Source organism: Zobellella maritima, from assembly GCF_003075035.1.
Classification (GTDB): Bacteria; Pseudomonadota; Gammaproteobacteria; order Enterobacterales; family Aeromonadaceae; genus Oceanimonas; species Oceanimonas maritima.
The window spans coordinates 382,187-406,442 of sequence record NZ_QCZE01000001.1; the positions used below are offsets into that span (position 1 = coordinate 382,187).

Consider the following 24,256-nt stretch of genomic DNA (forward strand, 5'->3'; position numbering starts at 1 on the left):
AGGTTTGGCGCGGGCCCCGCCAGCCGGCGGGGTCCAGTGAGACGTCTCGGAGGAAATCAGATGTACCCATATGTGCTTGAAGCCGACGGCATCAGCAAAGGCTTCCCCGGTGTCAAGGCACTGGACAATGTCACCCTGAAGATACGGCCCGGCAGCGTGCATGCGCTGATGGGCGAAAACGGCGCCGGCAAGTCCACCCTGATGAAGTGCCTGATCGGTATCTACACCCCGGATACCGGTGTGATCAAGGTCAAAGGCAAGGAAATGCATTTCTGCGATACCATGGACGCGCTGCATTCCGGTATTTCCATGATCCACCAGGAGCTGAACCTGGTGCCCTACATGACGGTGGCGGAAAATATCTGGCTGGGGCGCGAACCGATGAAGGGCCCCTTCGTCGACCACGACACCCTGTATCAGCAAACCGATACCCTGCTCAGGCAGCTCAATATCAAGGTCAAACCCGATACCTTGGTGGGGGAGCTCAGTATCGGTACCCAGCAGATGATCGAAATTGCCAAGGCGGTGTCCTACGATGCCGACGTGGTGATCATGGACGAGCCGACTTCGGCCCTGACCGAAGGCGAGGTGTTTCACCTGTTTCGCATCATCAATAACCTCAGGGAGCAAGGCAAGTCCATCGTCTATATCAGCCACAAGATGGACGAAATTTTTGAAATCACCGACGAGATCAGCATCTTCCGCGACGGCACCTATGTCGGCTCGGACAAGACCGAACACTTCGACCGCCAGAGCCTGATCACCAAGATGGTGGGCCGTGAGCTGACCCAGATGTTCCCCAAGTTCAACGACAACATCGGCGAAGAAGTGCTGCGCGTCGAGAACCTCAGCCGCGCCGGCAAGTTCCACGATGTCAGCTTTTCCCTCAAGCGGGGCGAGATCCTGGGGGTGGCCGGCCTGGTCGGCGCCGGGCGCAGCGAGGTGATGGAAAGCCTGTTTGGTGTGTACCCGGCGGACAGCGGAAGCATCGTGCTCGAAGGCCAGCAGGTTACCATCGGCTCGCCGGCCCAGGCCATCGATCTGGGACTGGCCTTTCTCACCGAAGACCGCAAGAAGTCCGGCCTGTTCCTGGTGCTGTCGGTGCTGGAGAACATGAGCATCGTCAAGATGCCCAAGTACATCGACAGCAAGGGCTTCGTCAGGCATGCGGATATGGCCAGGGACTGCCTGGAGCAAATCCATAAATTGAATATCAAGACCCCGACCATGGATCAGATCATCAACAACCTGAGCGGCGGCAACCAGCAGAAGGTGTTGATTGCCCGCTGGCTGCTGGCCCAGCCCAAGATCTTGATCCTGGATGAGCCGACCCGGGGGATCGATGTGGGGGCCAAGGCGGAAATCTATAAATTGATCAGCGAGCTCGCCAACCGGGGGGTGGCCATCATCATGGTGTCGTCCGAATTGCCGGAAATTTTGGGCATGAGCGACCGGGTGATGGTGATGCACGAAGGGCACATCACCGGCATTCTGGACAAGGCGGACGCCACCCAGGAAAAAATCCTCGAGCTGGCCTCGGAGTAAACGGTTAAAAGGACTTGAACTATGGAAAACATCAAGATGAACAAAGACGTGGTAGCGCCGGCGGTCAACCAGGCCAGCACCTGGGACAATCTCAAGAAAAAAATGCCCAGGGACATGGGTATCTTCCTGGTGATGATCGGCATCGCCCTGGTGTTTGAGGTGCTGGGTTGGGTATTCCGCGGCCAGTCCTTCCTGATGAACCCGGGCCGGCTGGTGCTGATTGTGCTGCAGGTGGCGATTATCGGCATTATCGCGGTGGGGGTGACCCAGGTGATTATCACCACCGGCATTGACCTGTCCTCCGGCTCGCTGGTGGCGTTGACGGCGGTGGTGGCGGCCAGCCTGGCCCAGACCGCCGACAGCATTTCACCCATGTACCCGGCGCTGGTCGATCTGCCGGCCATTGTGCCGATCCTGGCCGGCATCGGGGTGGGGTTGTTATGCGGCGTGATCAACGGCTACCTGATCACCAAAACCGGGATCCCGCCCTTTATCGCCACCTTAGGGATGATGGTGTCCGCCCGAGGTCTGGCCCAGTATTACACCCAGGGTAACCCCATCAGTTTCTTGTCCGACGGCTTTACCGCCATCGGTAGCGGCTCCATGCCGGTGGTGATCTTCCTGGTGGTGGCGGTACTGTTCCATATCGCGCTCAAGCACACCCGCTACGGCAAGTATGTATACGCCATCGGCGGCAACATGACCTCGGCCCGGGTGTCCGGCATCAATGTCGACAAGTACCTGGTCATTGTGTACTCCATCGCCGGGGCCCTGTCCGGCCTGGCGGGCATCGTGATGGCAGCGCGGGTCAGCAGCGGCCAGTCCAGCATGGGCATGGCCTATGAGCTGGACGCCATCGCCGCGGCGGTGATCGGCGGCACCAGCCTGATGGGCGGGGTGGGGCGTATCACCGGCTGCGTGATCGGTGCCATCATCCTCGGTCTGATGAAGAGCGGCTTTACCTTTATCGGGGTGGACACCTATATGCAGGACATCATCAAGGGCGGCATCATCGTCGGGGCCGTGGTGATCGACATGCGCCGCAACAGAGCCAAGCGCTGATTCAATACCGAACGTGAATAGCCCTTTTTCAGGCAGGTGCCCCAGGCCCCTGCCTGTTTTGTATTTGATGGAGGCACCATAATCACCGACCCTGGCTTTTATCTGGCCGCCATCCCCGCCGTGCTGATTTACGGTATCGGCAAGGGCGGCCTGGACGGTGCCTTGGGGGGGGGGGTGGCGGTGCCCCTGCTCAACCTGACCACTCATCCCACCACTGCCGCCGCCGTGCTGGGGGGGCACACTGGCATGGCAGCTGATGGCCCGGGCACCGGACTGGCTGCTGATCGGTTTTGTTGGCCTGGCTTCCGTACTGTTCTGCCTGCACCACTGGTTTACTCCGCCGGTGTCGGCCAGCATGTACCTTCTGCCCCAGCAGCTGGAACAACGGCTGCTGATCGGCACCATGGCGATGCTCTTTGTCCTGATCAACCTGATGAAGCTGGTGCCCCTGGTACCTCTGGGGGTGAGGATCGGCGTCTGGCTGATCAGGACCGCCAGCCAGCAGCTTAGTAAGTATTCCCCGGCAAACCCGGGGGCTTTGAAGTTGTTAGCCCCTCAAAGGGACAGAAAAAAAGCGGGAGCCGCCTAAAGGCGGCAAGCTATACTCCCAGTCTCAGCTGGTCATAACGTTCATCTTCTTTCTCCTGATTTTGGATATAAGCTCGCACCATCGCCTCATCCAGCCCCACTGTAGAAACAAAGTACCCTCTGGCCCAGAAATTCTCTCCGGTGAAATTTCTGCTCTTTCCTGCGAAATTCCTTGCTGTAGAAATCGCACTTTTTCCTTTGATATACCAAACAACATTTGATACTGACAGCTTGGCTGGGATGCTTATGCACATGTGTACATGATCTTTCATCAGATGCCCCTCCACTATCTCGCAACCCTTCTGTTTCGCGAGTTCATGCAGTATCGTGCCAAGATCTCTCCAAAAATCACCTTTTTGCGCTTTTTGGGGATGAATACAACGTGATACTTACAATTCCAATTCCAATTCCAATTCCAATTCCATTTCCATTTCCATTTCGTATGAGCCTGGCTCTGGTATTCTCTCATCTGGAACTCCTATCTCTTGATCGAGACAGAAGAGCCCAGGCGACCGTATCACACGGTCAAACCCTAAGGAGTCCCCCGGCAAAGCCGGGGGACTCCTTGGTTTATTTACCGGTTGTGTTACGGCCTGCTGTTTCTCTCCGGCCTGCTCTTCCTGCAACGGAGCCTACAGGTCTGGTGGTAATCAGCCCGCCATATTGAAAGGGGTGACTACCAGCACTCGGGAGAAGTCCGGCTGAACGACTGCGGTTGCCAGGAAGCCGTGAAAGCGCAGCAGCTGCATAAAGGCCCGGTGGGCATCCTGCTGCAGATCATGGTCGATGAGGGCGGCGATGCGACCTTCCGCCAGCAACCGGCGGTTTTCCCGGTCCAGATCGTGCCCGATCAGTACCTCGAGCGGTCGGCTCCGGGCGGCAAAGGCATCGACAATAGCCTTGTTGCCTCCCCCCACACTGTAGACGGCATTGAGCTCGGGGTGGTGGTCCAGGCAGTCGCTCATCAGTCTCAGGGTATGGTCGTATATTCCCAGGCCGCCGCTCACCTCCACCACCCCGAGGTGTGACGCCTGCTCCCGTAGCCACTGGCGAAAACCGCTTTCCCGCTCTTCCTCGCCGCGAAAACCCTGGTTACTCAGCACCACCGCCACTCGCTTGGGGGGGGAGGGCAGCCAGCGGCACATCAGATAGGCGGCGGTGCGCCCGGCACTGCGGTTATCCATGCCGATGTAGCCGACACGCCGGCTGGCGGGCAAGTCGGTGACCAGGGTGACCACTGGGATGCCCGCCTCAAAAAGTCGGTTGACCGCCTCGTTGATGCTCGGCTCGTCCGGAGCCTTCAGGATCACCCCCTGGCTACCCTGCTCAAGGCAGCGTTGCAACAGCTTGGTCAAACCGGTAACGCTGATGTCTTCGAACAGGTGGAAGCGAGGGCTTATCCGGTAGGGGGCCAGACTGCCCACCTGGCCGGTCATTGCCTCCGCCACAGCTCCGCTGAACCTCTCCGGCGCCTGCATGATGACATCAAAGTACAGGGTGCGGCCGGCGGCCAATGCTGCCCGTTGCTGGCTGTCCAGCTCGCTGATGGCTTGTTCCACCCGTCTGAGGGTCTGGTAGTGCACCTGGCCGCGTCGGTGGAGCACCCTGTCCACCGTGGCCTTGCTGACCCCGGCCTGGGCCGCGATCTGCTTGATGGAGAATTTCTTGTGGTTGAGTTTGTGCATGAGGTGTTCTTGAGGCGTTTCCGTGGTCTTGTTAGCGAACTGTAAATGCTATTATTAGTTCAAAATAAATATAAATAAAATGTTTGTTTTGTTGATGTGTCATCGGAGGGACAGATGAGCCAGAGTGACAAGCGAGAATTTGAAGGACGTTATTTTGTGGTGACCGGCAGCACCCAGGGGTTGGGAGCGGCGGTGGCCGAGTTGCTGGCGGTACGGGGGGCGGCAGGCCTAGTACTGTGCGGGCGCAGCCGGGACAAGGGGCAGATCCAGGTCGACCGGCTGACCAGGCTGGGCTGTCCCTCCTGGTTTGTTCCGGCGGATCTGGAGCGAGCGGAGGATTGTCAGGCCATCATTGACGAAGCCGAGCGGCGTTTCGGCACCCTGCACGGCCTGGCCAACTGCGCTGGCATGTCGGATCGGGGGGGTATTCTGGACACCGCCCCGGCGCTGTTCGACCGCATCTTCGCGGTCAACGTGCGGGCGCCCTTTTTCCTGATGCAGGCGGCCATCAAACTGATGATCCGCAACCAGGTGGCAGGCAGCATCGCCAACATCATCACCATGACTTCCCATGGCGGGCAATCCTTCCTTACCCCTTACGCCGCCTCCAAGGGAGCGCTGACCACCCTCACCAGAAATGTGGCCTACAGTGCCATGCGCAACCGGATAAGGGTCAACGGTCTCAACATCGGCTGGATGGACTCGCCCCATGAGCACGAGATCCAACGCCAGTACCACGGCGCTGCCGACGACTGGTTGACCAGAGTGGAACAGGCACAGCCCTTTGGCCGCCTGCTCAAGCAGGAGGAAGTGGCACGGGCGATATCATTTATGCTGTCTGATGAGTCGGGAATGATGACCGGTGCCATCATCGACTTCGATCAGGGGGTGATCGGTTGTGGTGACGAGGGCTCGCCCAAGCCGGCGGCGGCCCTGGTCCTGCCGGAAGGAGGTGAGGAATGAAGGCGCTCTATCTGCAACCGGAGCAACTGGATCTGACCGAGTTCGCGACCCTGTGTGAGCAGTCACCGGTCTTGTCCGACTATCCCCTGGCGGCCGGTATCGAGCGCGGGGTTCTGGTCTATCGGGCGCAAACCCTGAACACTGCGGTCCACCGTGATCGCATCGAGGTGCTGACCGAGCTGCATCGGGCTCTCGCCCAAGGGCCGGGAGTGCTGGTAATCAAGGGCGGTTATGCCGATAAAGCGGTGATCGAGCGTAACACGGCGGTGTTCGAGTGTATCTTCGCGGAAGAGGCACAAGCCGGGGCCGCAGCGGATCACTTCGCCCAGGCCGGTGATAATGGCCGTATATGGAACTCGCTGCAGAAGGTGGCTGAGCGGGATGCCGCAGCCTTTATCGACTACTATGGCAACTCCTTGCTGGCGCTGGTGTGCGAGGCCTGGCTGGGACCCTGGTACCAGCTTACCGCTCAGGTCAATGTGGTGCGCCCGGGCGGCAAGGCCCAGCAGCCGCACCGGGATTATCATCTCGGCTTTCAGCCGGTGGCCGACGTGAGCCGTTTTCCGCTGCCGGTGCAGCTATTGTCTCAGTACTTGACGCTGCAGGGTGCCGTGGCCCATTCGGACATGCCGCTGGCCTCGGGGCCGACCCTGCTGCTGCCCTTCTCTCAGCAGTATGACGGTGGCTACCTGGCCTGGAGGCGGTCGGATTTCATCGAGTATTTCGAGCGACACGCGGTGCAGCTGCCCCTGGAGCAGGGGGATATGCTGTTCTTCAGCCCGGCCCTGTTCCATGCCGCCGGTAGCAACAGCACCGAGGATGTGGTGCGTACCGCCAATTTGCTGCAGGTGTCTTCTGCCTTCGGCAAGCCGATGGAAAGCCTGAGCCGGGAGAGGATATTGCGACACATCTATCCAGAACTGCTGGCCCGTCATCGTCAGGGCCGGCTGGCGGAGTCCGAGCTGTCGGCGCTGATCGCGGCCGCTGCTGATGGCTACTCCTTTCCCACCAACCTGGATCGGGATCCTCCCCTCGGTGGTTTGGCGCCCCGGACCCAGCAGCAACTGCTGCGTCAGGCACTGGAAGAAAACTGGACGGAGGCTGACTTTCTCCGCCAACTGAACCTGGGCAAGGAAAATCGGCTGGCGTGAAGGCTTTGCAAAGGTTGTCTGTAACGACGCAGCGAAGAAGCAACATGGCTTAAAGCCCTGTCGAAGGGCCATGATGACCATGTATATTGCCAGTGTTCCCTGCTGCTGGGGCGAGGATGACATCAACAATCCCCTCCTGCCGCCCTGGGAGTCATGTTCCCCATCGGTCGGGTGCGTGCTGGACTATCAGGGTTATATCACGGTGGCGCAGGAGCGGGATCCGCCAAGGCCACCGGCAGCAGCTCCCCGGCCACGATCTCCGGCAACGTTTGAAACAAGCATTCCCGTAATTCACTCTTTGTCGGCGTATCTCGGCCTTCTGTTGTGTTTTCAGGTTAACGAGTTGCGTTACTAGTCACAAATTCGTTAAAGAGGGTTTAAATTTCCAGCTCCATAGCTTCATTATGTGAAATAAGTGTTTTATTATAATTTATGGCGGAATTAATAATTCATCAACCAGGGGGGGACGGATGTCCAAGTTATTATCCAGGTGCCAGCAACCGGACAGTCAGGGTGCCATTCAGCGCATCACGCCGGAGTCGGCCGGTTGGGGGTATGTGGGCTTCGAGGTGTACGAACTGGAAGCCGGCCAGAGCTTAAGCCAGGACACACTGGACCAGGAAGTCTGCCTGGTGCTGGTCGCGGGCAAGGCCAGCGTACGCAGCCGTGAATTGAGTGTTGAATCTATCGGCGAGCGCATGAGCCCTTTTGAACGCAAGAAGCCTTATTCGGTGTATGTGCCCAACGACGATCACTTTACCGTGACCGCTGAAACCCGGCTGGAGCTGGCGGTCTGCCGCGCGCCGGGTCATGGCAACCACAAGGCACGGCTGATCGGCCCGGAGCAGGTGGAGGCGGAGCACCGCGGCAAGGGGCGCAACCAGCGTTATGTGCACAATATTTTGCCTGATACTGCGGCGGCGGACAGCCTGCTGGTGGTGGAAGTGTTCACCGATGAAGGCTGCACCAGCTCCTATCCGTCCCACAAGCACGACAGGGACGCCGAGCCGGGCGAAACCTATCTGGAAGAGACCTATTACCATCGTATCGATCCGCCCCAGGGCTTTGCCATGCAGCGGGTCTATACCGACGATTTCGAGCTGGATGAGTGCATGGCGCCCTATAACCAGGACGTGGTGATGGTGCCAAAGGGATACCACCCGGTCGCCACCATTGCCGGCTATGACAACTATTACCTGAACGTAATGGCAGGCCCCACCCGCAAGTGGCGTTTTACCTGGGAAGCCGATCACGCCTGGGTCAATTCAGATAATTACCCGAAAGCAAGATAAGTAGCCCAGGAACAAGTCAGCAGTGCAAGAACAAGCAAGTAACCCAAGAGTCAGCAATTCGCATACAAGGACAGGAGACGAAAGATGATTAATGTGGCATTGATTGGCGCCGGCCGCATCGGCCAAGTGCACTCGGCGAATATCGTCGCTCACCCCGAGAGCCAGCTGGTCGCCATTGTGGATGCCTTTCCGGAAGTGGCTCAGAGCCTGTCCGAGAAGACAGGCGCGCCGGTGAAAACCCTGGAAGAGGTGATGGCAGACAAGAGCATAGACGCCGTGGTGATCGGCTCGGCCACCGATACCCACGCCGACTTTATCGAGCTGGCGGCACGCAGTGGCAAGGCCATCTTCTGTGAAAAGCCGGTGGATCTGAGTCTGGCGCGGGTGCAGGCCTGTCTTAAGGTGGTGGAAGCATGTCAGGTGCCGCTGCTGGTGGGGTTCAACCGCCGCTTCGACCCCAATTTTGCCGCCGTGCGCAACCGTTACCAGCAAGGACAGATCGGCAAGGCCGAGTCGGTGCTGATTGTTTCCCGCGATCCGTCACCGCCCCCCGTGTCCTACATCCAGCGCTCCGGCGGCCTGTTCCGCGACATGGCCATTCATGATTTCGACATGGCCTGCTATTTGGTGAATGAGCCGGTGGTGGCAGTGACCGCCCGTGGCAGCTGCGTGGTGGATCCGGCCATCGGTGAGGCCGGCGATATCGATACCGCCACTATTACCCTGGAGTTTGCCTCCGGCGCCATCGGCACCATAGTCAACAGCCGCCGCTCCGGCTTCGGTTACGATCAGCGCATCGAGCTGCTGGGCACCGAGGGTCTGCTGCGGGCCGAGAACCAGATGGAAAATACGGTACTGCTGGCCAATGAACAGGGCAGCCGTGTGGCCAACCCGCAGTATTTCTTCCTGGAGCGCTATCATGCCGCCTATCGGGCCGAATGGGCGCACTTTGTGGATGTCGCTCAGGGCCGGGCCCAGTGCCTGAGTGGTGGTTATGAAGGCGAGCAGGCCCTGCGCCTGGCCGACGCCGCGGTGGAATCCTACGCCACCGGCAAGACGGTCCGCCTGTAAGCAAAGGGCGGTTGCAACCGGCAAGGGGAGTCGAGGCGTACTAATCAATTTTCAGGAGCGAAACCATGGCCATGGATGTTTCCCAGCTCTTTACCCTGGCAGCCTGTGCCGAGATGGTGTTTACCGACCTGCCGGTGTTGGAGCGTATCAAGCGTATTCACGAGCAGGGATTCCAGGTCGAGATCTGGGACTGGACCCGGCATGACATTCCGGCACTGGCGGCGAGCGGGGCGACTTTTTCCTCCATGACCGGTTATGTGACCGGCACCCTGGCGGACGATGACGGTGCCGATGAACTGCTGCGCACCGCGGCCCTGTCCATTCCGGTTGCCAAGGAGCTGGGCATTCCCCGGCTGAACCTGCACGGCACCGGCCTTGACAACAAGGGACTGCCGGTCAAGCCCTGTACCCAGGTGACCGGTGCCATGTGGATCAAGGCCGCGGATACCCTGAGGCGGCTGGCGGATCTGGGTGAACAGCACGGGGTGACCTTCGTACTGGAAAACCTCAATACCGAGGTGGATCACCCGGGTGTGCCCTTTGCCAAGGGCCAGGATGTACTGGAGCTGGTGGCGGGAGTCAATCGTCCCCAGGTGAAGATGATGCTCGATCTCTACCATGCCCAGATCGGCGAGGGCAACCTGATCGAACTGATCCGCCGCAGCGCGCCCCATATCGGCGAGATCCAGGTGGCGGATGTGCCCGGTCGCTGCGAGCCTGGCACCGGCGAGATCAACTATCCCGCCATTGCCCGGGCCCTGTTTGAGGTGGGTTACCGGGGCAATATCGGCCTGGAAGCCTTCGCCTCCGGCGATTCGGATCTGGCCCTGCGCCGGTTCCGTGAAGCCTTTACCCTGCCGGTAGAGCTGTTGTCTCGCTGAAGAATACCGGGATGTTGAACGTGGTTACTCCATATCTCGATGGGTATCAGACTCGGGTAGTCTGGTTTGCACCTGCCACTGGCAGGTGCTTTTTTTTATGGTCGTTGGACATGACAAACCGGCCTGTGCGCCTCGTTCCACACCTTTACCACCACTGCTATCGAATGGGTTGTTCAAGTTTGTTTTTCCTGCAAGTTTCGCCCGCTAATCGCCCGAGGCAGCACTGATACCCGCTTTTGCCTTCATTTCTGCAGCTCTCCATCTCCATCCGGGCGACTAGGCTCGGAATACCAGCACGTTTGGGTGATATTGATCCTGATCAAAAAAAACGTTAACAGGATGTTTATTGTTGTTGATGAAAAATATTTTTTGTTTAATAATTCAAATCGAAAATTATTTTTCATTTAGGGGTGTATCAGAAGACGGCGTTCCGGCGATACCCCGTTCAGTCCAGATAGCCCGGCCTTGCTGCCGGCGGCTGACGAACAATGACCCCCTTCGTTTTCAACGTAATAAGGAGTATTACCGTGAAACTGAAAAAAATATTGCTGGCCTCAACCCTGATGTCTTCCGCTTCTTTCGGTGCCCTTGCCGACGACATCAAGATTGGGGTGTCCATCGCGCAGTTTGACGATAACTTCCTGGCCCTGGTCCGCCAGGCCATGCAGGACAAAGTGGCCGAGCTGGAGGGCGTCGACGCCCAGTTCGAGGATGCGAAGGCTGACGTGGGCCAGCAGTTGCAGCAGGTGGAAAGTTTCGTTAACCAGAAACTGGATGTCATTATTCTTAATCCGGTGGATACCCAGGCGGTGACGCCCATCATCAAGCGCGCCGCTGATGCCGGTATTCCGCTGGTGTTCGTCAACCGTCGCCCCGAAGTTGAACTGCCCGAAGGGATGGCTTTTGTGGGCTCGGATTCGAAGGTCGCCGGCAAGTTGCAGATGGAATACATCGCCGAACAGCTGGGCGGCAAGGGCAATGTGGCCATCCTGATGGGCGAGTTGTCCAACGAGGCCACCCGCGACCGCACCCGTGGGGTGGAGGAAGTGGCTGCCCTGTATCCGGAGATCAACATCATCGCCAAGGAAACCGGCAAGTTTGCCCGCAAGGAAGGCATCGATGTTACCAATAACTGGCTGCTGTCCGGTTATGAAATCGATGCCATTGCCGCCAACAACGATGAGATGGCCATCGGCGCCATCATGGCCTTGGGCAAGAACCGGCTGGCAGAGGTGATTATCGGCGGGGTGGATGCCACCCCCGACGCCCTGGCCTTTGTTGATCGGGGCATGCTGGATGTCACCGTGTTCCAGGACGCCAGGGGCCAGGGGGCGGCGGCCGTCGAGACCGCCTACAAGCTGGCCAAGGGCGAAGCGGTGGAGCAGAACGTGATGATCCCCTACGAGCTGGTTACGGCGGATAACTACCAGCTGTATGTTGGGCGCAACTGAGGTTTTGTGTAACTGAGGTTTGGCGCGGGCCCCGCCAGCCGGCGGGGTCCAGTGAGACGTCTCGGAGGAAATCAGATGTACCCATATGTGCTTGAAGCCGACGGCATCAGCAAAGGCTTCCCCGGTGTCAAGGCACTGGACAATGTCACCCTGAAGATACGGCCCGGCAGCGTGCATGCGCTGATGGGCGAAAACGGCGCCGGCAAGTCCACCCTGATGAAGTGCCTGATCGGTATCTACACCCCGGATACCGGTGTGATCAAGGTCAAAGGCAAGGAAATGCATTTCTGCGATACCATGGACGCGCTGCATTCCGGTATTTCCATGATCCACCAGGAGCTGAACCTGGTGCCCTACATGACGGTGGCGGAAAATATCTGGCTGGGGCGCGAACCGATGAAGGGCCCCTTCGTCGACCACGACACCCTGTATCAGCAAACCGATACCCTGCTCAGGCAGCTCAATATCAAGGTCAAACCCGATACCTTGGTGGGGGAGCTCAGTATCGGTACCCAGCAGATGATCGAAATTGCCAAGGCGGTGTCCTACGATGCCGACGTGGTGATCATGGACGAGCCGACTTCGGCCCTGACCGAAGGCGAGGTGTTTCACCTGTTTCGCATCATCAATAACCTCAGGGAGCAAGGCAAGTCCATCGTCTATATCAGCCACAAGATGGACGAAATTTTTGAAATCACCGACGAGATCAGCATCTTCCGCGACGGCACCTATGTCGGCTCGGACAAGACCGAACACTTCGACCGCCAGAGCCTGATCACCAAGATGGTGGGCCGTGAGCTGACCCAGATGTTCCCCAAGTTCAACGACAACATCGGCGAAGAAGTGCTGCGCGTCGAGAACCTCAGCCGCGCCGGCAAGTTCCACGATGTCAGCTTTTCCCTCAAGCGGGGCGAGATCCTGGGGGTGGCCGGCCTGGTCGGCGCCGGGCGCAGCGAGGTGATGGAAAGCCTGTTTGGTGTGTACCCGGCGGACAGCGGAAGCATCGTGCTCGAAGGCCAGCAGGTTACCATCGGCTCGCCGGCCCAGGCCATCGATCTGGGACTGGCCTTTCTCACCGAAGACCGCAAGAAGTCCGGCCTGTTCCTGGTGCTGTCGGTGCTGGAGAACATGAGCATCGTCAAGATGCCCAAGTACATCGACAGCAAGGGCTTCGTCAGGCATGCGGATATGGCCAGGGACTGCCTGGAGCAAATCCATAAATTGAATATCAAGACCCCGACCATGGATCAGATCATCAACAACCTGAGCGGCGGCAACCAGCAGAAGGTGTTGATTGCCCGCTGGCTGCTGGCCCAGCCCAAGATCTTGATCCTGGATGAGCCGACCCGGGGGATCGATGTGGGGGCCAAGGCGGAAATCTATAAATTGATCAGCGAGCTCGCCAACCGGGGGGTGGCCATCATCATGGTGTCGTCCGAATTGCCGGAAATTTTGGGCATGAGCGACCGGGTGATGGTGATGCACGAAGGGCACATCACCGGCATTCTGGACAAGGCGGACGCCACCCAGGAAAAAATCCTCGAGCTGGCCTCGGAGTAAACGGTTAAAAGGACTTGAACTATGGAAAACATCAAGATGAACAAAGACGTGGTAGCGCCGGCGGTCAACCAGGCCAGCACCTGGGACAATCTCAAGAAAAAAATGCCCAGGGACATGGGTATCTTCCTGGTGATGATCGGCATCGCCCTGGTGTTTGAGGTGCTGGGTTGGGTATTCCGCGGCCAGTCCTTCCTGATGAACCCGGGCCGGCTGGTGCTGATTGTGCTGCAGGTGGCGATTATCGGCATTATCGCGGTGGGGGTGACCCAGGTGATTATCACCACCGGCATTGACCTGTCCTCCGGCTCGCTGGTGGCGTTGACGGCGGTGGTGGCGGCCAGCCTGGCCCAGACCGCCGACAGCATTTCACCCATGTACCCGGCGCTGGTCGATCTGCCGGCCATTGTGCCGATCCTGGCCGGCATCGGGGTGGGGTTGTTATGCGGCGTGATCAACGGCTACCTGATCACCAAAACCGGGATCCCGCCCTTTATCGCCACCTTAGGGATGATGGTGTCCGCCCGAGGTCTGGCCCAGTATTACACCCAGGGTAACCCCATCAGTTTCTTGTCCGACGGCTTTACCGCCATCGGTAGCGGCTCCATGCCGGTGGTGATCTTCCTGGTGGTGGCGGTACTGTTCCATATCGCGCTCAAGCACACCCGCTACGGCAAGTATGTATACGCCATCGGCGGCAACATGACCTCGGCCCGGGTGTCCGGCATCAATGTCGACAAGTACCTGGTCATTGTGTACTCCATCGCCGGGGCCCTGTCCGGCCTGGCGGGCATCGTGATGGCAGCGCGGGTCAGCAGCGGCCAGTCCAGCATGGGCATGGCCTATGAGCTGGACGCCATCGCCGCGGCGGTGATCGGCGGCACCAGCCTGATGGGCGGGGTGGGGCGTATCACCGGCTGCGTGATCGGTGCCATCATCCTCGGTCTGATGAAGAGCGGCTTTACCTTTATCGGGGTGGACACCTATATGCAGGACATCATCAAGGGCGGCATCATCGTCGGGGCCGTGGTGATCGACATGCGCCGCAACCGGGCCAAACGCTGATTCAATACCGAACGTGAATAGCCCTTTTTCAGGCAGGTAGCCCCGGGCCCTGCCTGTTTCTTTCCTGGAATCCCAACCCCACAACGGCCTAACGCCCTGACTGAGGTGCCATTATGACCATGTATATTGCCAGTGCCCCCTGCTGCTGGGGCGTGGAGGATGTCAACAACCCCTACCTGCCGCCGTGGGAAAGGGTGCTGAGCGAGGCGGCCCAGGCCGGCTACCGGGGCATAGAGCTAGGCCCTTACGGCTATCTGCCGCTGGATGTCGATTGGGTCGGCGCGGCGCTCGACGCCCACGGCCTGAGTGTGGTGGCGGGCACCATCTTCGACGATCTGGTGGACCCGGACAACCTCGCCAACTTGCTTAAACAGACCCACGACCTCTGCGAACTGCTCACCCGGTTGCCCCGGTTGCCCACAGCGCCGGGCCAGCATTTTGCTGCTCCCTACTTGGTGCTGATCGACCATATACACGCCGAGCGCAGCCTGGTGGCCGGCCACCCGGAGCGGGCCCCCCGGCTTTCGCCCGAGCGCTGGCGGCAGGCCATGGCGCATATCGAGGCCATCGGTACCCTGGCCCGGGATAACTACGGGGTGCGGGTGGTGGTCCATCCCCATGCGGGCGGCTATATCGAATTCGAGGACGAAATCGAACGATTGGTCACCGATATTCCCGCCGAGGTGGCGGGCCTGTGCCTGGACACCGGCCACCTCTACTACTCGAAGATGGATCCGGTGACTTTGATCCGGCGCCATGCCGGGCGTATCGACTATCTGCACTTCAAGGATATCGAGCCGCAGGTTTATACCGAGGTGATGGCTGAGCAGGTGGACTTCTTTGCCGCCTGTGCCCGGGGCGTCATGTGCCCCATCGGCCAGGGCGTGCTGGACTACGACGCCATCTATCGTCTGCTCAGGGAGCTGGACTATCAGGGCTATATCACGGTGGAGCAGGAGCGGGATCCGCGTAATGCCGCCGGCAGCCTGCAGGACGTGACCGCCAGCCTGGCCTTTCTGCAGGGCAAGGGGTTTCAGGCCGGTGAAGGGCCTGGTGGCCGCTCCCTTGATCTGCCGTCGGGAGCTTGTCCCTCGGCCGCTATCGCCGACAATACTTGAAATATGCATTCCCGAAATCCGTCCTACAAGTACGACCGGGACGCGGAACCCACCCGCAAGTGACGCTTTACCCGGGAAGCCGATCATGCCCGGGAGAACTCAGACAACTACCCCAAGAACAAGTAAAAAGCATACAGGACAGGAGACGAAAGATGATTAATGTGGCATTAATTGGCGCCGGCCGCATCGGCCAGGTGCATTCGGTGAATATAGTCGCGCACCCCGAGAGCCAGCTGGTCGCCATAGTGGATGCCTTCCCGGAAGCGGCCCAGAGCCTGTCCGAGAAGACAGGCGCGCCGGTGAAAACACTGGAAGAGGTGATGGCCGACAAGAATATCGACGCAGTGGTCATCGGCTCTGCCACCGACACCCACGCCGACTTTATCGAGCTGGCGGCGCGCAGCGGCAAGGCCATCCTCTGTGAAAAGCCGGTGGATCTGAGTCTGGCGCGGGTGCAAGCCTGTCTTAAGGTGGTGGAGGAGTGCCAGGTACCGCTGCTGGTGGGGTTCAACCGCCGCTTCGACCCCAACTTTGCCGCCGTGCGCAACCGTTACCAGCAAGGACAGATCGGCAAGGCCGAGTCGGTGCTGATTGTCTCCCGGGATCCATCGCCACCTCCTGTGTCTTACATCCAGCGCTCCGGCGGCCTGTTCCGCGACATGGCCATCCATGATTTCGACATGGCCTGCTACCTGGTGGACGAGCCGGTGGTGGCAGTGACCGCCCGTGGCAGCTGTGTGGTGGATCCGGCCATCGGTGAGGCCGGCGATATCGATACTGCCACTGTCACCCTGGAGTTTGCCTCCGGCGCCATCGGTACCATCGTCAACACCCGTCGCTCCGGCTTCGGTTATGACCAGCGCATCGAACTGCTGGGCGCCGAGGGGATGCTGCGGGCCGAGAACCAGATGGAAAATACGGTATCGCTGGCCAATGAACAGGGCAGCCGTGTGGCCAACCCGCAGTATTTCTTCCTGGAGCGCTATAGCGCCGCCTTCCGGGCCGAATGGGCTCATTTCGTAGACGTAGTGCTGGGTCGAGTCGAATGTCTGAGTGGTGGTTATGAAGGCGAGCAGGCCCTGCGCCTGGCCGATGCGGCGGTGGAATCCTACGTCACCGGCAAGACGGTCCACCTGTAAGGGAGATCGTTGGTCCCCATTGCTCAGGCTGCTCACTCCCGCATAGGCGGGGGGAGTATGGAGGGCGCCGACGACTGGTCGGCAGCCAGAGGAGGCCACCGGCCGTTATCCCGCCAACGGTTTTAGGATATTTCTGTTTCTCGATGGGTATCGGGCTTGAGTAGCCTGATTTGCGTCCGCCACTGGCGGACGTTTTTTTATTTAGTGCGAGTGACCGCTGACCCGCGGCCTGGGAGCCGGTCCAGCGTGACATTTCTGTATGCCTTCCCGCCAAAATGTCATTGGCCATCCGACTGTGCTTGCGCTTTGATGCAATGGACTTCTTGTGTATTTTCTTCAGGGCAGGGTGAACATGATGATGACGAGTCAGTACAGGGTTGAGCAGGACTTGATCGGCGATCTTGCAGTGCCGGCGCAGGCGCTTTTCGGGGTGCAAACGCAAAGGGCAATCAACTTGTATCCGTTGAACGGCGAAAAGCCCTTGTCGGCCTACCCGGAGCTACTGCGGGGGCTGCTGCTGGTGAAAAAGCTGGCGGCCCTGACCAATCTCAATACCGGGGAAATAGAGCCTGATATCGGTCAGGCCATCGTATCGGCGGTGAATTTGCTGCTTGAAGAGATGCCGGCCGATGCGTTTCCGGTGCATGCATTCCACGGGGGTGGGGGGATCTCCAGCAATATGAACGTGAATGAGGTGGTGGCCAATCTGGCCAACCGCAATGCCTTTGATCGCCCCTTGGGAAGCTACCAGCCGGTGCATCCCAATGATCATGTCAACCTGAACAACTCGACCAGTGATGCCCTGAATACCGCCTGCCATCTGGCGGTGATCGACAAGATGAAACAACTGGATAGTGAGCTGGCAGCCCTGCTCAGTACCTTCGATGCGCAGGGGGGACAGTGGCGGCATGTGCTGAAGATTTCCCGCACCTGCCTGCAGGACGCGGTCGAAATCAGTTTTGCCGATCTGTTTGGTGGTTATGCTTCACAGCTCGCCCGTCATCGGCAACGACTGGATACAGACACGGCCGAGCTGTACCGGGTCAACCTGGGCGGCAATATTATCGGGCGCAAGGGGGATTGTTCTGAGGCCTTCTTCAACCGGGTTATCGATGGGCTGAACCGGATGACGGGGGAGACACGTTTTGTGCACAGCGACAACCTGTTTGACTCTTCCCAGAGTCATGATGATCTGGCCCGGGTGGCTGCCGGATTGGACCAGCTGGCGAGGGCCCTGCTGCGCATTGCCAAGGACTTTCGCCTGATGGCATCGGGGCCTGAAACCGGGCTTGGCGAAATTCGCCTGCCCGCGGTGCAACCCGGCTCCTCGGCCATGCCGGGCAAGGTCAACCCGACCATTCCGGAATACCTGATCCAGTGCTGCATGCAGGCCTGCGGGCGCTGTTACTCGGTGCAGATGACCCAGGATCATGGCGAGCTGGATTACACCCCCTGGCAGTTGGTGGTGATCAGCAATCTGCTCGACACCATCTCGGTGCTGACCAGCGGCATGGCGGCATTCCGGCAGCATTGCCTGGCCGGCATGGAGCCGGATCTGGCGCGTAACGCCCACAATGTTAATACCTTGATCCCCACCCTCATTCGCCTTAAGCAGCAGCGTGGCTATTCGTTTGCTGCCCGTGTCTACAAGGAAAGCGGCGGGGATCTGCAGCAGATCCGGCGTTACCTGGAGGAATAAGCACTTGGGAAGGAGGATGAGTTTTTTGCAGGGCGCCATACGCTAATGTCAATTGTGCTCGAAAAGCCATCCTTCTACTCTCGTTAGCAACCGTTACCGCAAACGTCCTCACAGGATGTCACCGTCGTTGCAACAGAAATGGAGTATCAAATGGATTCTGTTAAAAATATTCCCCTGTCCTGGGCCTACGATTGGCTTCAGCAACCCAAGCGCCAGTATATCGATGGCCAGTGGGTAGAGGGTGCCGGCCAGGACAAGTGGGTGGTGACCAACCCGGCCAACCGCGAAGCCCTGTGCGAGTTCGTGATGGCCGATGCGGAGCAGGTGGAATACACCGCTCACATTGCCAACCAGCAACATGAATCCGGCGCCTGGTCCAAGGTCAGCCGCACTCAGCGGGCGGAGATGCTGCGTCAGGTAGCCCGGCTGATCCGCGAGCACACTGAAGAGCTGGCGGTGCTCGAGTCGCTGCCCAACGGCAAGTTATACGCCGAATCCATGGCCGACGACATTCCCACCTGTGCCGATATCTTTGAATACTATGCCGGCTGGACCGACAAGTTCTACGGTGAAACCTCGCCGGTTGAAGACGGCTTCCTGAACTATACGGTCAAGGAGCCGATTGGCGTCTGCGCGCTGATTGCCCCCTGGAACTTCCCCCTGTACCAGACCAGCCTCAAGGTGGCGGCGGCACTGGCCATGGGCAATACCGTGATCATCAAGCCGTCGGAATACACACCGCTGACCACCATCTACCTGATGGAGCTGATCGACAGCGAGCTCGAGTTTCCGAAGGGCGTGATCAACATGCTGCTGACCAATGGCGAGATGGCCAACCAGCTGACCCTGAGCAACAATGTGCACAAGGTGTCCTTCACCGGCAGCACCGGGGTAGGGCGCAAAATAGTGCAAAACTCCGGCCTGTCCAACCTCAAGGCGGCCACCCTGGAGCTGGGCGGCAAGTCTCCCTGTATCTTCTTTGAAGACACGCCGGATCTGGACGGCGCCATCGACCGGGCCTTTACCGTGATGTTTTCCCACAAGGGAGAAAAGTGCTCGGAGCCGACCCGTTTCCTGATCCACGACAGCATCTATGATCAGGTGCTGGAGAAGCTGATCGCCAAGGCCAACGCGGTGAAGTGCGGCAATCCGTTCGATGAAAATGTCGACCAGGGGCCCCAGTGCAACGAGGCCCAGTTCAACAAGATCCTGGAGTACATTGAAATCGGCAAGGGCGAGGCCAAACTGGTGGCCGGCGGCTGTGCCGATACCGAGGGTGACAATGCCAACGGCTATTTCATTCGCCCCACCATTTTCTCCGAGGTGGACCAGCATGCCCGCATCAATCAGGAAGAGATTTTTGGCCCCGTGCTGTGCTGTACTCGTTTCCACACCACGGAAGAAGCGGTGCAAATGGCCAACGCCACCGCCTACGGCCTGGCAGCCGGCCTCTATACCGCTGATGTATCCCGTGCCCATAGGGTAGCCGAGCAAATCGACGCCGGCATGCTGTTTATCAACCGCTACGGCTGCTACGGCCTGGCCGCCCCCTTCGGTGGCTTCCGCCAGAGTGGCTGGGGCAAGGAGATGGCGATTCACTCCCTGTCTTCCTACACCAAGACCAAGGGTGTCTGGGTGTATTACGGCGACGCCTGATAACCGCTTCTGAACACTCGACGGGCGAGCCCGTTTCTTCACAGCCGCCGGCCGTAAGGCCGGTGGCTGGCTGCGCGTGCCCGCTTTTCGTTCGGGCCTTTTTCCTTCGGTCCTTCGATTTATACCTATCTCATTAATCAACTGATCTGTTTGATTTTTATATCAATCACGGACAAAGAGCCCGCTCCTCCGACTCGCCGTATATACATCCTTGTAGGCTCAGCCGCGCCATCCGTGACGCGGATGGTCGGCTGAGCAGATCCCTTTGTCCTCACGAGTGTAATGACGTTGCCGGTTGGCACCGGCTGCGGACAATTCGGTATTCAAAAAAGAGGAAACAAAGAACGCCTGTCACGACCGTGACATGCCAGGGATGGCATGTCCGAGCCTACATGGACGTACTCGTAGCGTGTCGTGATAGGTGGCTGTGTTTCCTCTGGTGACTGAACTCAAAGGGTGATCAGATCTTGACTGAAATTGGTATTATACAAACCGCGATGACAACTGCCTCGCCGCCTGGATCAGGAACTTGGAATAGTTTCGTGAGTCCTGTGCGCTGAGTGTTGCACTGTCGATGCAGGCACTGATGGCGGCAACCGGTTCGTTTCTCAGGTTCAGTACCGGCGCGGCAATACAGCTGAGATGGTACTCTATCTCGCCCTGGCTGACCGCATAGCCGAGCCGGTGGGCCCGGGACAATTCCTCTTCCAGCTCTGCCACTCGATTGTCCGCCAACGGCGCCACGCTTTTCTCGCCTTCCATGTAACTTTTCCTGAAGTTGGCCGACTGCATCGACAGAATGGCCTTGCCGGCGGCCGAGCGGTGCATTGGCATGGTCTGACCGATAAAGAGGTTGAGTGACGTATTAAGCGACGGTTCCACCTTGGACACCACCACCACCTTGTTACCTACCGGTACGGCGAGAAAAATCAGCTTGTGGATCTCGTTCTTGAGGATTTCGGCAATCGGAAAGAAATAGGGGATCAGGCTTTGTTTGTTGTACACGGTCGAGGCGATCTGAAAGATGCGTGAGCCGATGCAGTATGCCTTTTTACGGCTTGGATCCATGGCAATCAACTGATGTCTGAGCAGGGTCTGGGCGATACGGTGGCCGCTGGCCACCGGAATTCCCGTCTGCTCACAGATCTCCGTCAGGGTCAGCGGATAGGAGGCGGCGGCCAGCAGATCCAGGATCAGTACGGAGGCATCGACGGCCGGTGCCTTTGATTTTTCGACGTGTTCGTTCACTGTCTCACTCTCTTCTATATATGGAAAAAACGCTGGGCTTCGCGCCGGGATGGCCACCCTACTGTCCGCTTCCTTCTGTTAACCCAACAGAAAGAAAAAAATATCAAATACGTAACCTTTTGAAAAAGCGGGTAGTACCAAGCCTTGCGGCCTGACTGCCAAATTTTCGGTGCGCTTTGCTTGTTCCTCGGCATCACGGATGTCCCTGTTATAACAGGACTTTTATTGCGAGCGGCAGAAACATATTAGTATATTTTCATATTTGGAAATAAAATTCTATATAAGAATTAAATTTGACAGCAGAAAGGCCTGTCCATAGGATTGTTATCAAATTTAACAATGGGCCTTTTTCCATGAAAACGTATAACAACTTCATCCATAACGACTTTGTCGAAAGGGCAGAAGCCACGAAGATCCCGGTTTACAACCCCGCAAACGAAGAAGTCATTGGGCAGGTCAGTGCCGCCAGTGCGGAAGACGCCAAGGAAGCGGTCGAGATTGCGGCGGCAGCCCAGAAAGGCTGGCGCAAGCTGACCAGTATTCAGCGGGGGGATTACCTGCGCAGACTGGCCGATGCCCTGGTAGCGCGCAAGGATGATATCGGCCGGGCACTGGCGCTGGAGTCCGGCAAGGCGCTGGATGAAGCCACCAGCGAGGCTGTGTATGCGGCGGATATTACCTGCTATCACGCCGAGTGGGCACGCCGGATCGAAGGCGAGATTATTCCCAGCGACACTCCGTCCGAAAATCTGTTGCTGCAGCGCGAGCCCATCGGTGTGGTGGCCTGCCTGATCCCCTTTAATTACCCGGTCTATACCCTGATGCGCAAGATTGCCCCGGCCTTGATCACCGGCAATACCGTGGTGGTACGCCCGAGTAACAACACGCCCTGCTCGGCGTTTGAAATTGCCCGTGCGGTTCAGGAGGCCGGCCTGCCGCCCGGTGTGGTCAATGTGCTGGCGATGGACCACAGCACTGCCGAAATTGTCTGCACCCATCCCAGGGTCGGCATGATCACCCTGACCGGCAGCGTGGGAGCGGGGCGCAAGGTGCTGGAATACTCCCAGGTCAATATCGCCAAGTCGTCACTGGAGCTGGGCGGCAAGACCCCGGCCATCGTCGAGGCCGATGCCGATCTGGAAAAGGCGGCCAGCCAGATTGTTGCCTCCAAGACCACTCACTGCGGGCAGCTTTGTACCGCGGTCGAGCGGGTCTATGTACATGAGGCTGTTTATGACCGCTTCGTCGGCCTGCTGCGTGACCTGTTCAAACAACGTGCGTTTGGTGATCGTGCGAAGAACCCCGCTTTCATGGGGCCGCTTATCAATGAGAACACGCGCCTCGGTATCCATCAGATGGTACAGCGGGCCATCGATGATGGCGCCACGCTGGAAGTTGGCGGCTATATTCCCGAAGGACAGGGTCATTTCTACCCGCCGACCCTGCTGACCAACTGCCGCCAGGATATGGAAATTGTTCAGGAAGAAATCTTTGGTCCTGTCTTGCCGGTGCTCAAATACCGTGATGCCGAGGAGGCGTTAATGCTGGCCAACGATCACCAGTTCGGTCTGGCCTCGGTGATCTACACCGAGAATTACCGTACGGCCATGATGGTGGCCAACGAGATCGAGGCCGGCGAGATCTATATCAACCGCACGCCGGCCGATCCCTATCAAGGCTACCACGCGGGCTGGAAGCGCTCGGGACTGGGGGGGGACGACGGCAAGCACGGCATGCTCGAGTTTACCCAGACACGACTGGTCGTGCTCAGTTACTAAGCCCCTGCAATGGGCTCCGCAAACCCTGTTGTCCACGAGCCCCAGACAATTTACGAGGTATCCAGATGAAAGTAGCTTCCTGTCAGACTCACGTTGTTGCCGTACCGCCGCCCCATGTTGGTGGCATGTACTGGATTTTTGTCACCCTGCAGACCGAGTGCGGCATCGAAGGGGTGGGTGAGGTCTATGCGTCCACCTTTCACCCCAGGGTAATGGTCCCGGCCATCGAGGATGTGTTTGACCGGTATCTCAAGGGTGAAGACCCCCATCACATCGAGCGTTTCTTCCGGCAGGCCTACTCTAGCGGTTTTACCCAACGGCCCGATCTGACCATGATGGGCATCATCAGCGGCCTGGAGATGGCCTGCTGGGACATCATCGGCAAGGCGGCAGGCAAGCCGGTATATGAGCTGATCGGAGGACGGGTACACGACAAGCTGCGCTCCTATACCTACCTGTACCCGGTCAATAGGGCCGGTGACTACGACTACGACAGCGTCGAGCTGGCGGTCGAGTGCGCCCTGGAAAACATGGAAAAGGGCTTTACCGCACTGAAGTTCGATCCTGCCGGCCCCTATACCGCTTATTCCGGGCATCAGCTCTCGCTGGAAGATATCGACAAGAGCGCAACCTTCTGCCGCCGTATTCGCGAGGCGGTGGGCAACAAATGCGATCTGCTGTTTGGTACTCATGGCCAGATGGTGCCCTCGGCCGCCATTCGACTGGCCAAGCGGCTCGAGCCCTATGATCCGCTCTGGTTCGAGGAGCCGGTACCGCCGGGACAGGCCGAGGCCATGGGAAGGGTGGCGGCCAATACCTCGATTCCGGTGGCGGCAGGTGAACGGTTGACCACCAAGTACGAGTTCCATGATCTGCTGACCCACAAGGCAGCCTCGATCCTGCAGATGAACCTGGGCCGTGTTGGCGGCATTCTGGAAGCGAAGAAGATCGCCGGCATGGCCGAGGCTTTCTATGCCCAGATAGCTCCTCACCTGTACAACGGTCCGGTGGGTGCCGCCGCCAGTATTCAGCTGGCAACCGCGACACCCAACTTCCTGATCCAGGAAAGCATTCGTACCTGGGACGGATTCCATGCCGAAGTGCTGCAGGAGAAGATCGAGTGGCGGGATGGCTACATTATCCCCTCAACCAAGCCAGGGCTGGGCGTGGAGCTGAACATGGAGGTGGTCAAGGCTCATTCTCCCTATACCGGCAAGCGCCTGCACCTGCTGATGGATCCCAAGCCCTATGACTTCAAGGCGCGCGGCGATGACTGGAAACGCCAGCCGGATGCCGTGGAGTGATGA

Annotated in this window: 19 protein-coding genes and 1 pseudogene; 17 read left to right on the forward strand and 3 right to left on the reverse strand. The window is 58.8% G+C overall.

Features of this window, described 5'->3' with window-relative positions; translation table 11 throughout:
* Window positions 1-60 precede the first annotated feature (60 nt).
* The 3 genes from DCS96_RS01785 (at window position 61) to DCS96_RS18480 (ending at window position 3,196) form a co-directional block, all read left to right on the forward strand.
* On the forward strand, window positions 61-1,545 hold the full coding sequence (locus DCS96_RS01785; protein WP_116472653.1) for a sugar ABC transporter ATP-binding protein: 1,485 nt from the start codon (window positions 61-63) through the stop codon (window positions 1,543-1,545).
* 21 nt (window positions 1,546-1,566) lie between these two features.
* Window positions 1,567-2,607: an ABC transporter permease gene (locus tag DCS96_RS01790; protein WP_116472654.1), complete on the forward strand. Its 1,041-nt coding sequence runs from the start codon at window positions 1,567-1,569 to the stop codon at window positions 2,605-2,607.
* Between the two features lie 256 nt (window positions 2,608-2,863).
* Window positions 2,864-3,196 (forward strand): hypothetical protein, encoded by a 333-nt coding sequence (locus DCS96_RS18480; RefSeq protein WP_157953551.1) that lies wholly within the window; start codon window positions 2,864-2,866, stop codon window positions 3,194-3,196.
* A gap of 10 nt (window positions 3,197-3,206) precedes the next feature.
* Here the strand turns inward: DCS96_RS18480 and tnpA are convergent.
* Both tnpA and DCS96_RS01805 read right to left on the reverse strand, forming a co-directional pair.
* Window positions 3,207-3,664: pseudogene (gene tnpA / locus DCS96_RS01800) on the reverse strand (IS200/IS605 family transposase).
* Window positions 3,665-3,845: 181 nt separating this feature from the next.
* Window positions 3,846-4,880: a LacI family DNA-binding transcriptional regulator gene (locus DCS96_RS01805; RefSeq protein ID WP_116472655.1), complete on the reverse strand. Its 1,035-nt coding sequence runs from the start codon at window positions 4,878-4,880 to the stop codon at window positions 3,846-3,848.
* 114 nt (window positions 4,881-4,994) lie between these two features.
* Between DCS96_RS01805 and DCS96_RS01810 the strand changes: the two genes are divergently transcribed.
* The 12 genes from DCS96_RS01810 (at window position 4,995) to DCS96_RS01865 (ending at window position 19,923) form a co-directional block, all read left to right on the forward strand.
* Window positions 4,995-5,843 (forward strand): SDR family oxidoreductase, encoded by an 849-nt coding sequence (locus DCS96_RS01810; protein WP_116472656.1) that lies wholly within the window; start codon window positions 4,995-4,997, stop codon window positions 5,841-5,843.
* Window positions 5,840-6,994, forward strand: coding sequence for a phytanoyl-CoA dioxygenase family protein (locus DCS96_RS01815; protein ID WP_116472657.1), 1,155 nt, complete (start codon window positions 5,840-5,842; stop codon window positions 6,992-6,994). The genes DCS96_RS01810 and DCS96_RS01815 overlap by 4 nt, the downstream gene beginning before the upstream one ends.
* A 470-nt stretch (window positions 6,995-7,464) precedes the next feature.
* Window positions 7,465-8,286 (forward strand): 5-deoxy-glucuronate isomerase, encoded by an 822-nt coding sequence (gene iolB / locus DCS96_RS01820; RefSeq protein ID WP_116472658.1) that lies wholly within the window; start codon window positions 7,465-7,467, stop codon window positions 8,284-8,286.
* Window positions 8,287-8,370: 84 nt separating this feature from the next.
* The gene (gene iolG / locus DCS96_RS01825; protein WP_116472659.1) at window positions 8,371-9,357 is read left to right on the forward strand and encodes an inositol 2-dehydrogenase; all 987 of its coding nucleotides are present in this window, start codon (window positions 8,371-8,373) and stop codon (window positions 9,355-9,357) included.
* A 65-nt stretch (window positions 9,358-9,422) separates the two neighbouring features.
* On the forward strand, window positions 9,423-10,238 hold the full coding sequence (locus DCS96_RS01830) for a TIM barrel protein (RefSeq protein WP_116472660.1): 816 nt from the start codon (window positions 9,423-9,425) through the stop codon (window positions 10,236-10,238).
* 527 nt (window positions 10,239-10,765) lie between these two features.
* On the forward strand, window positions 10,766-11,689 hold the full coding sequence (locus tag DCS96_RS01835; protein ID WP_116472661.1) for a sugar ABC transporter substrate-binding protein: 924 nt from the start codon (window positions 10,766-10,768) through the stop codon (window positions 11,687-11,689).
* Window positions 11,690-11,764: 75 nt separating this feature from the next.
* On the forward strand, window positions 11,765-13,249 hold the full coding sequence (locus tag DCS96_RS01840; RefSeq protein ID WP_116472653.1) for a sugar ABC transporter ATP-binding protein: 1,485 nt from the start codon (window positions 11,765-11,767) through the stop codon (window positions 13,247-13,249).
* Window positions 13,250-13,270: 21 nt separating this feature from the next.
* Window positions 13,271-14,311 (forward strand): ABC transporter permease, encoded by a 1,041-nt coding sequence (locus tag DCS96_RS01845; RefSeq protein ID WP_116472654.1) that lies wholly within the window; start codon window positions 13,271-13,273, stop codon window positions 14,309-14,311.
* Between the two features lie 113 nt (window positions 14,312-14,424).
* On the forward strand, window positions 14,425-15,429 hold the full coding sequence (locus DCS96_RS01850; RefSeq protein ID WP_116472662.1) for a TIM barrel protein: 1,005 nt from the start codon (window positions 14,425-14,427) through the stop codon (window positions 15,427-15,429).
* 152 nt (window positions 15,430-15,581) lie between these two features.
* Entirely contained in the window at window positions 15,582-16,568 is a 987-nt protein-coding gene (gene iolG, locus DCS96_RS01855) for an inositol 2-dehydrogenase (RefSeq protein WP_116472663.1), read from the forward strand.
* A 355-nt stretch (window positions 16,569-16,923) separates the two neighbouring features.
* Window positions 16,924-18,267 (forward strand): lyase family protein, encoded by a 1,344-nt coding sequence (locus DCS96_RS01860; RefSeq protein WP_157953552.1) that lies wholly within the window; start codon window positions 16,924-16,926, stop codon window positions 18,265-18,267.
* Window positions 18,268-18,417: 150 nt separating this feature from the next.
* Window positions 18,418-19,923, forward strand: a complete 1,506-nt coding sequence (locus DCS96_RS01865) for an aldehyde dehydrogenase family protein (protein WP_116472665.1) — start codon at window positions 18,418-18,420, stop codon at window positions 19,921-19,923.
* A 483-nt stretch (window positions 19,924-20,406) separates the two neighbouring features.
* Here DCS96_RS01865 and DCS96_RS01870 read toward each other — a convergent pair whose 3' ends face one another.
* Window positions 20,407-21,171 (reverse strand): IclR family transcriptional regulator, encoded by a 765-nt coding sequence (locus tag DCS96_RS01870; protein WP_116472666.1) that lies wholly within the window; start codon window positions 21,169-21,171, stop codon window positions 20,407-20,409.
* A 353-nt stretch (window positions 21,172-21,524) separates the two neighbouring features.
* On the opposite strand from DCS96_RS01870, the gene aldA reads away from it, so the two are divergent.
* Window positions 21,525-22,949 (forward strand): aldehyde dehydrogenase, encoded by a 1,425-nt coding sequence (gene aldA, locus DCS96_RS01875; RefSeq protein ID WP_116472667.1) that lies wholly within the window; start codon window positions 21,525-21,527, stop codon window positions 22,947-22,949.
* 65 nt (window positions 22,950-23,014) lie between these two features.
* Window positions 23,015-24,253: a mandelate racemase/muconate lactonizing enzyme family protein gene (locus DCS96_RS01880; RefSeq protein ID WP_116472668.1), complete on the forward strand. Its 1,239-nt coding sequence runs from the start codon at window positions 23,015-23,017 to the stop codon at window positions 24,251-24,253.
* Window positions 24,254-24,256 lie beyond the last annotated feature (3 nt).

Coding starts and splice junctions, on each gene's coding strand:
- DCS96_RS01850 (WP_116472662.1), top strand. CDS start 14,425: ATGACCATGTATATTGCCAGTGCCCCCTGCTGCTGGGGCGTGGAGGAT.
- DCS96_RS01805 (WP_116472655.1), bottom strand. CDS start 4,880: ATGCACAAACTCAACCACAAGAAATTCTCCATCAAGCAGATCGCGGCC.
- DCS96_RS01840 (WP_116472653.1), top strand. CDS start 11,765: ATGTACCCATATGTGCTTGAAGCCGACGGCATCAGCAAAGGCTTCCCC.
- DCS96_RS01790 (WP_116472654.1), top strand. CDS start 1,567: ATGGAAAACATCAAGATGAACAAAGACGTGGTAGCGCCGGCGGTCAAC.
- iolG (WP_116472663.1), top strand. CDS start 15,582: ATGATTAATGTGGCATTAATTGGCGCCGGCCGCATCGGCCAGGTGCAT.
- DCS96_RS01880 (WP_116472668.1), top strand. CDS start 23,015: ATGAAAGTAGCTTCCTGTCAGACTCACGTTGTTGCCGTACCGCCGCCC.
- DCS96_RS01860 (WP_157953552.1), top strand. CDS start 16,924: ATGATGACGAGTCAGTACAGGGTTGAGCAGGACTTGATCGGCGATCTT.
- DCS96_RS01865 (WP_116472665.1), top strand. CDS start 18,418: ATGGATTCTGTTAAAAATATTCCCCTGTCCTGGGCCTACGATTGGCTT.
- DCS96_RS01785 (WP_116472653.1), top strand. CDS start 61: ATGTACCCATATGTGCTTGAAGCCGACGGCATCAGCAAAGGCTTCCCC.
- iolG (WP_116472659.1), top strand. CDS start 8,371: ATGATTAATGTGGCATTGATTGGCGCCGGCCGCATCGGCCAAGTGCAC.
- DCS96_RS01810 (WP_116472656.1), top strand. CDS start 4,995: ATGAGCCAGAGTGACAAGCGAGAATTTGAAGGACGTTATTTTGTGGTG.
- DCS96_RS18480 (WP_157953551.1), top strand. CDS start 2,864: ATGGCCCGGGCACCGGACTGGCTGCTGATCGGTTTTGTTGGCCTGGCT.
- DCS96_RS01845 (WP_116472654.1), top strand. CDS start 13,271: ATGGAAAACATCAAGATGAACAAAGACGTGGTAGCGCCGGCGGTCAAC.
- aldA (WP_116472667.1), top strand. CDS start 21,525: ATGAAAACGTATAACAACTTCATCCATAACGACTTTGTCGAAAGGGCA.
- DCS96_RS01830 (WP_116472660.1), top strand. CDS start 9,423: ATGGCCATGGATGTTTCCCAGCTCTTTACCCTGGCAGCCTGTGCCGAG.
- iolB (WP_116472658.1), top strand. CDS start 7,465: ATGTCCAAGTTATTATCCAGGTGCCAGCAACCGGACAGTCAGGGTGCC.
- DCS96_RS01815 (WP_116472657.1), top strand. CDS start 5,840: ATGAAGGCGCTCTATCTGCAACCGGAGCAACTGGATCTGACCGAGTTC.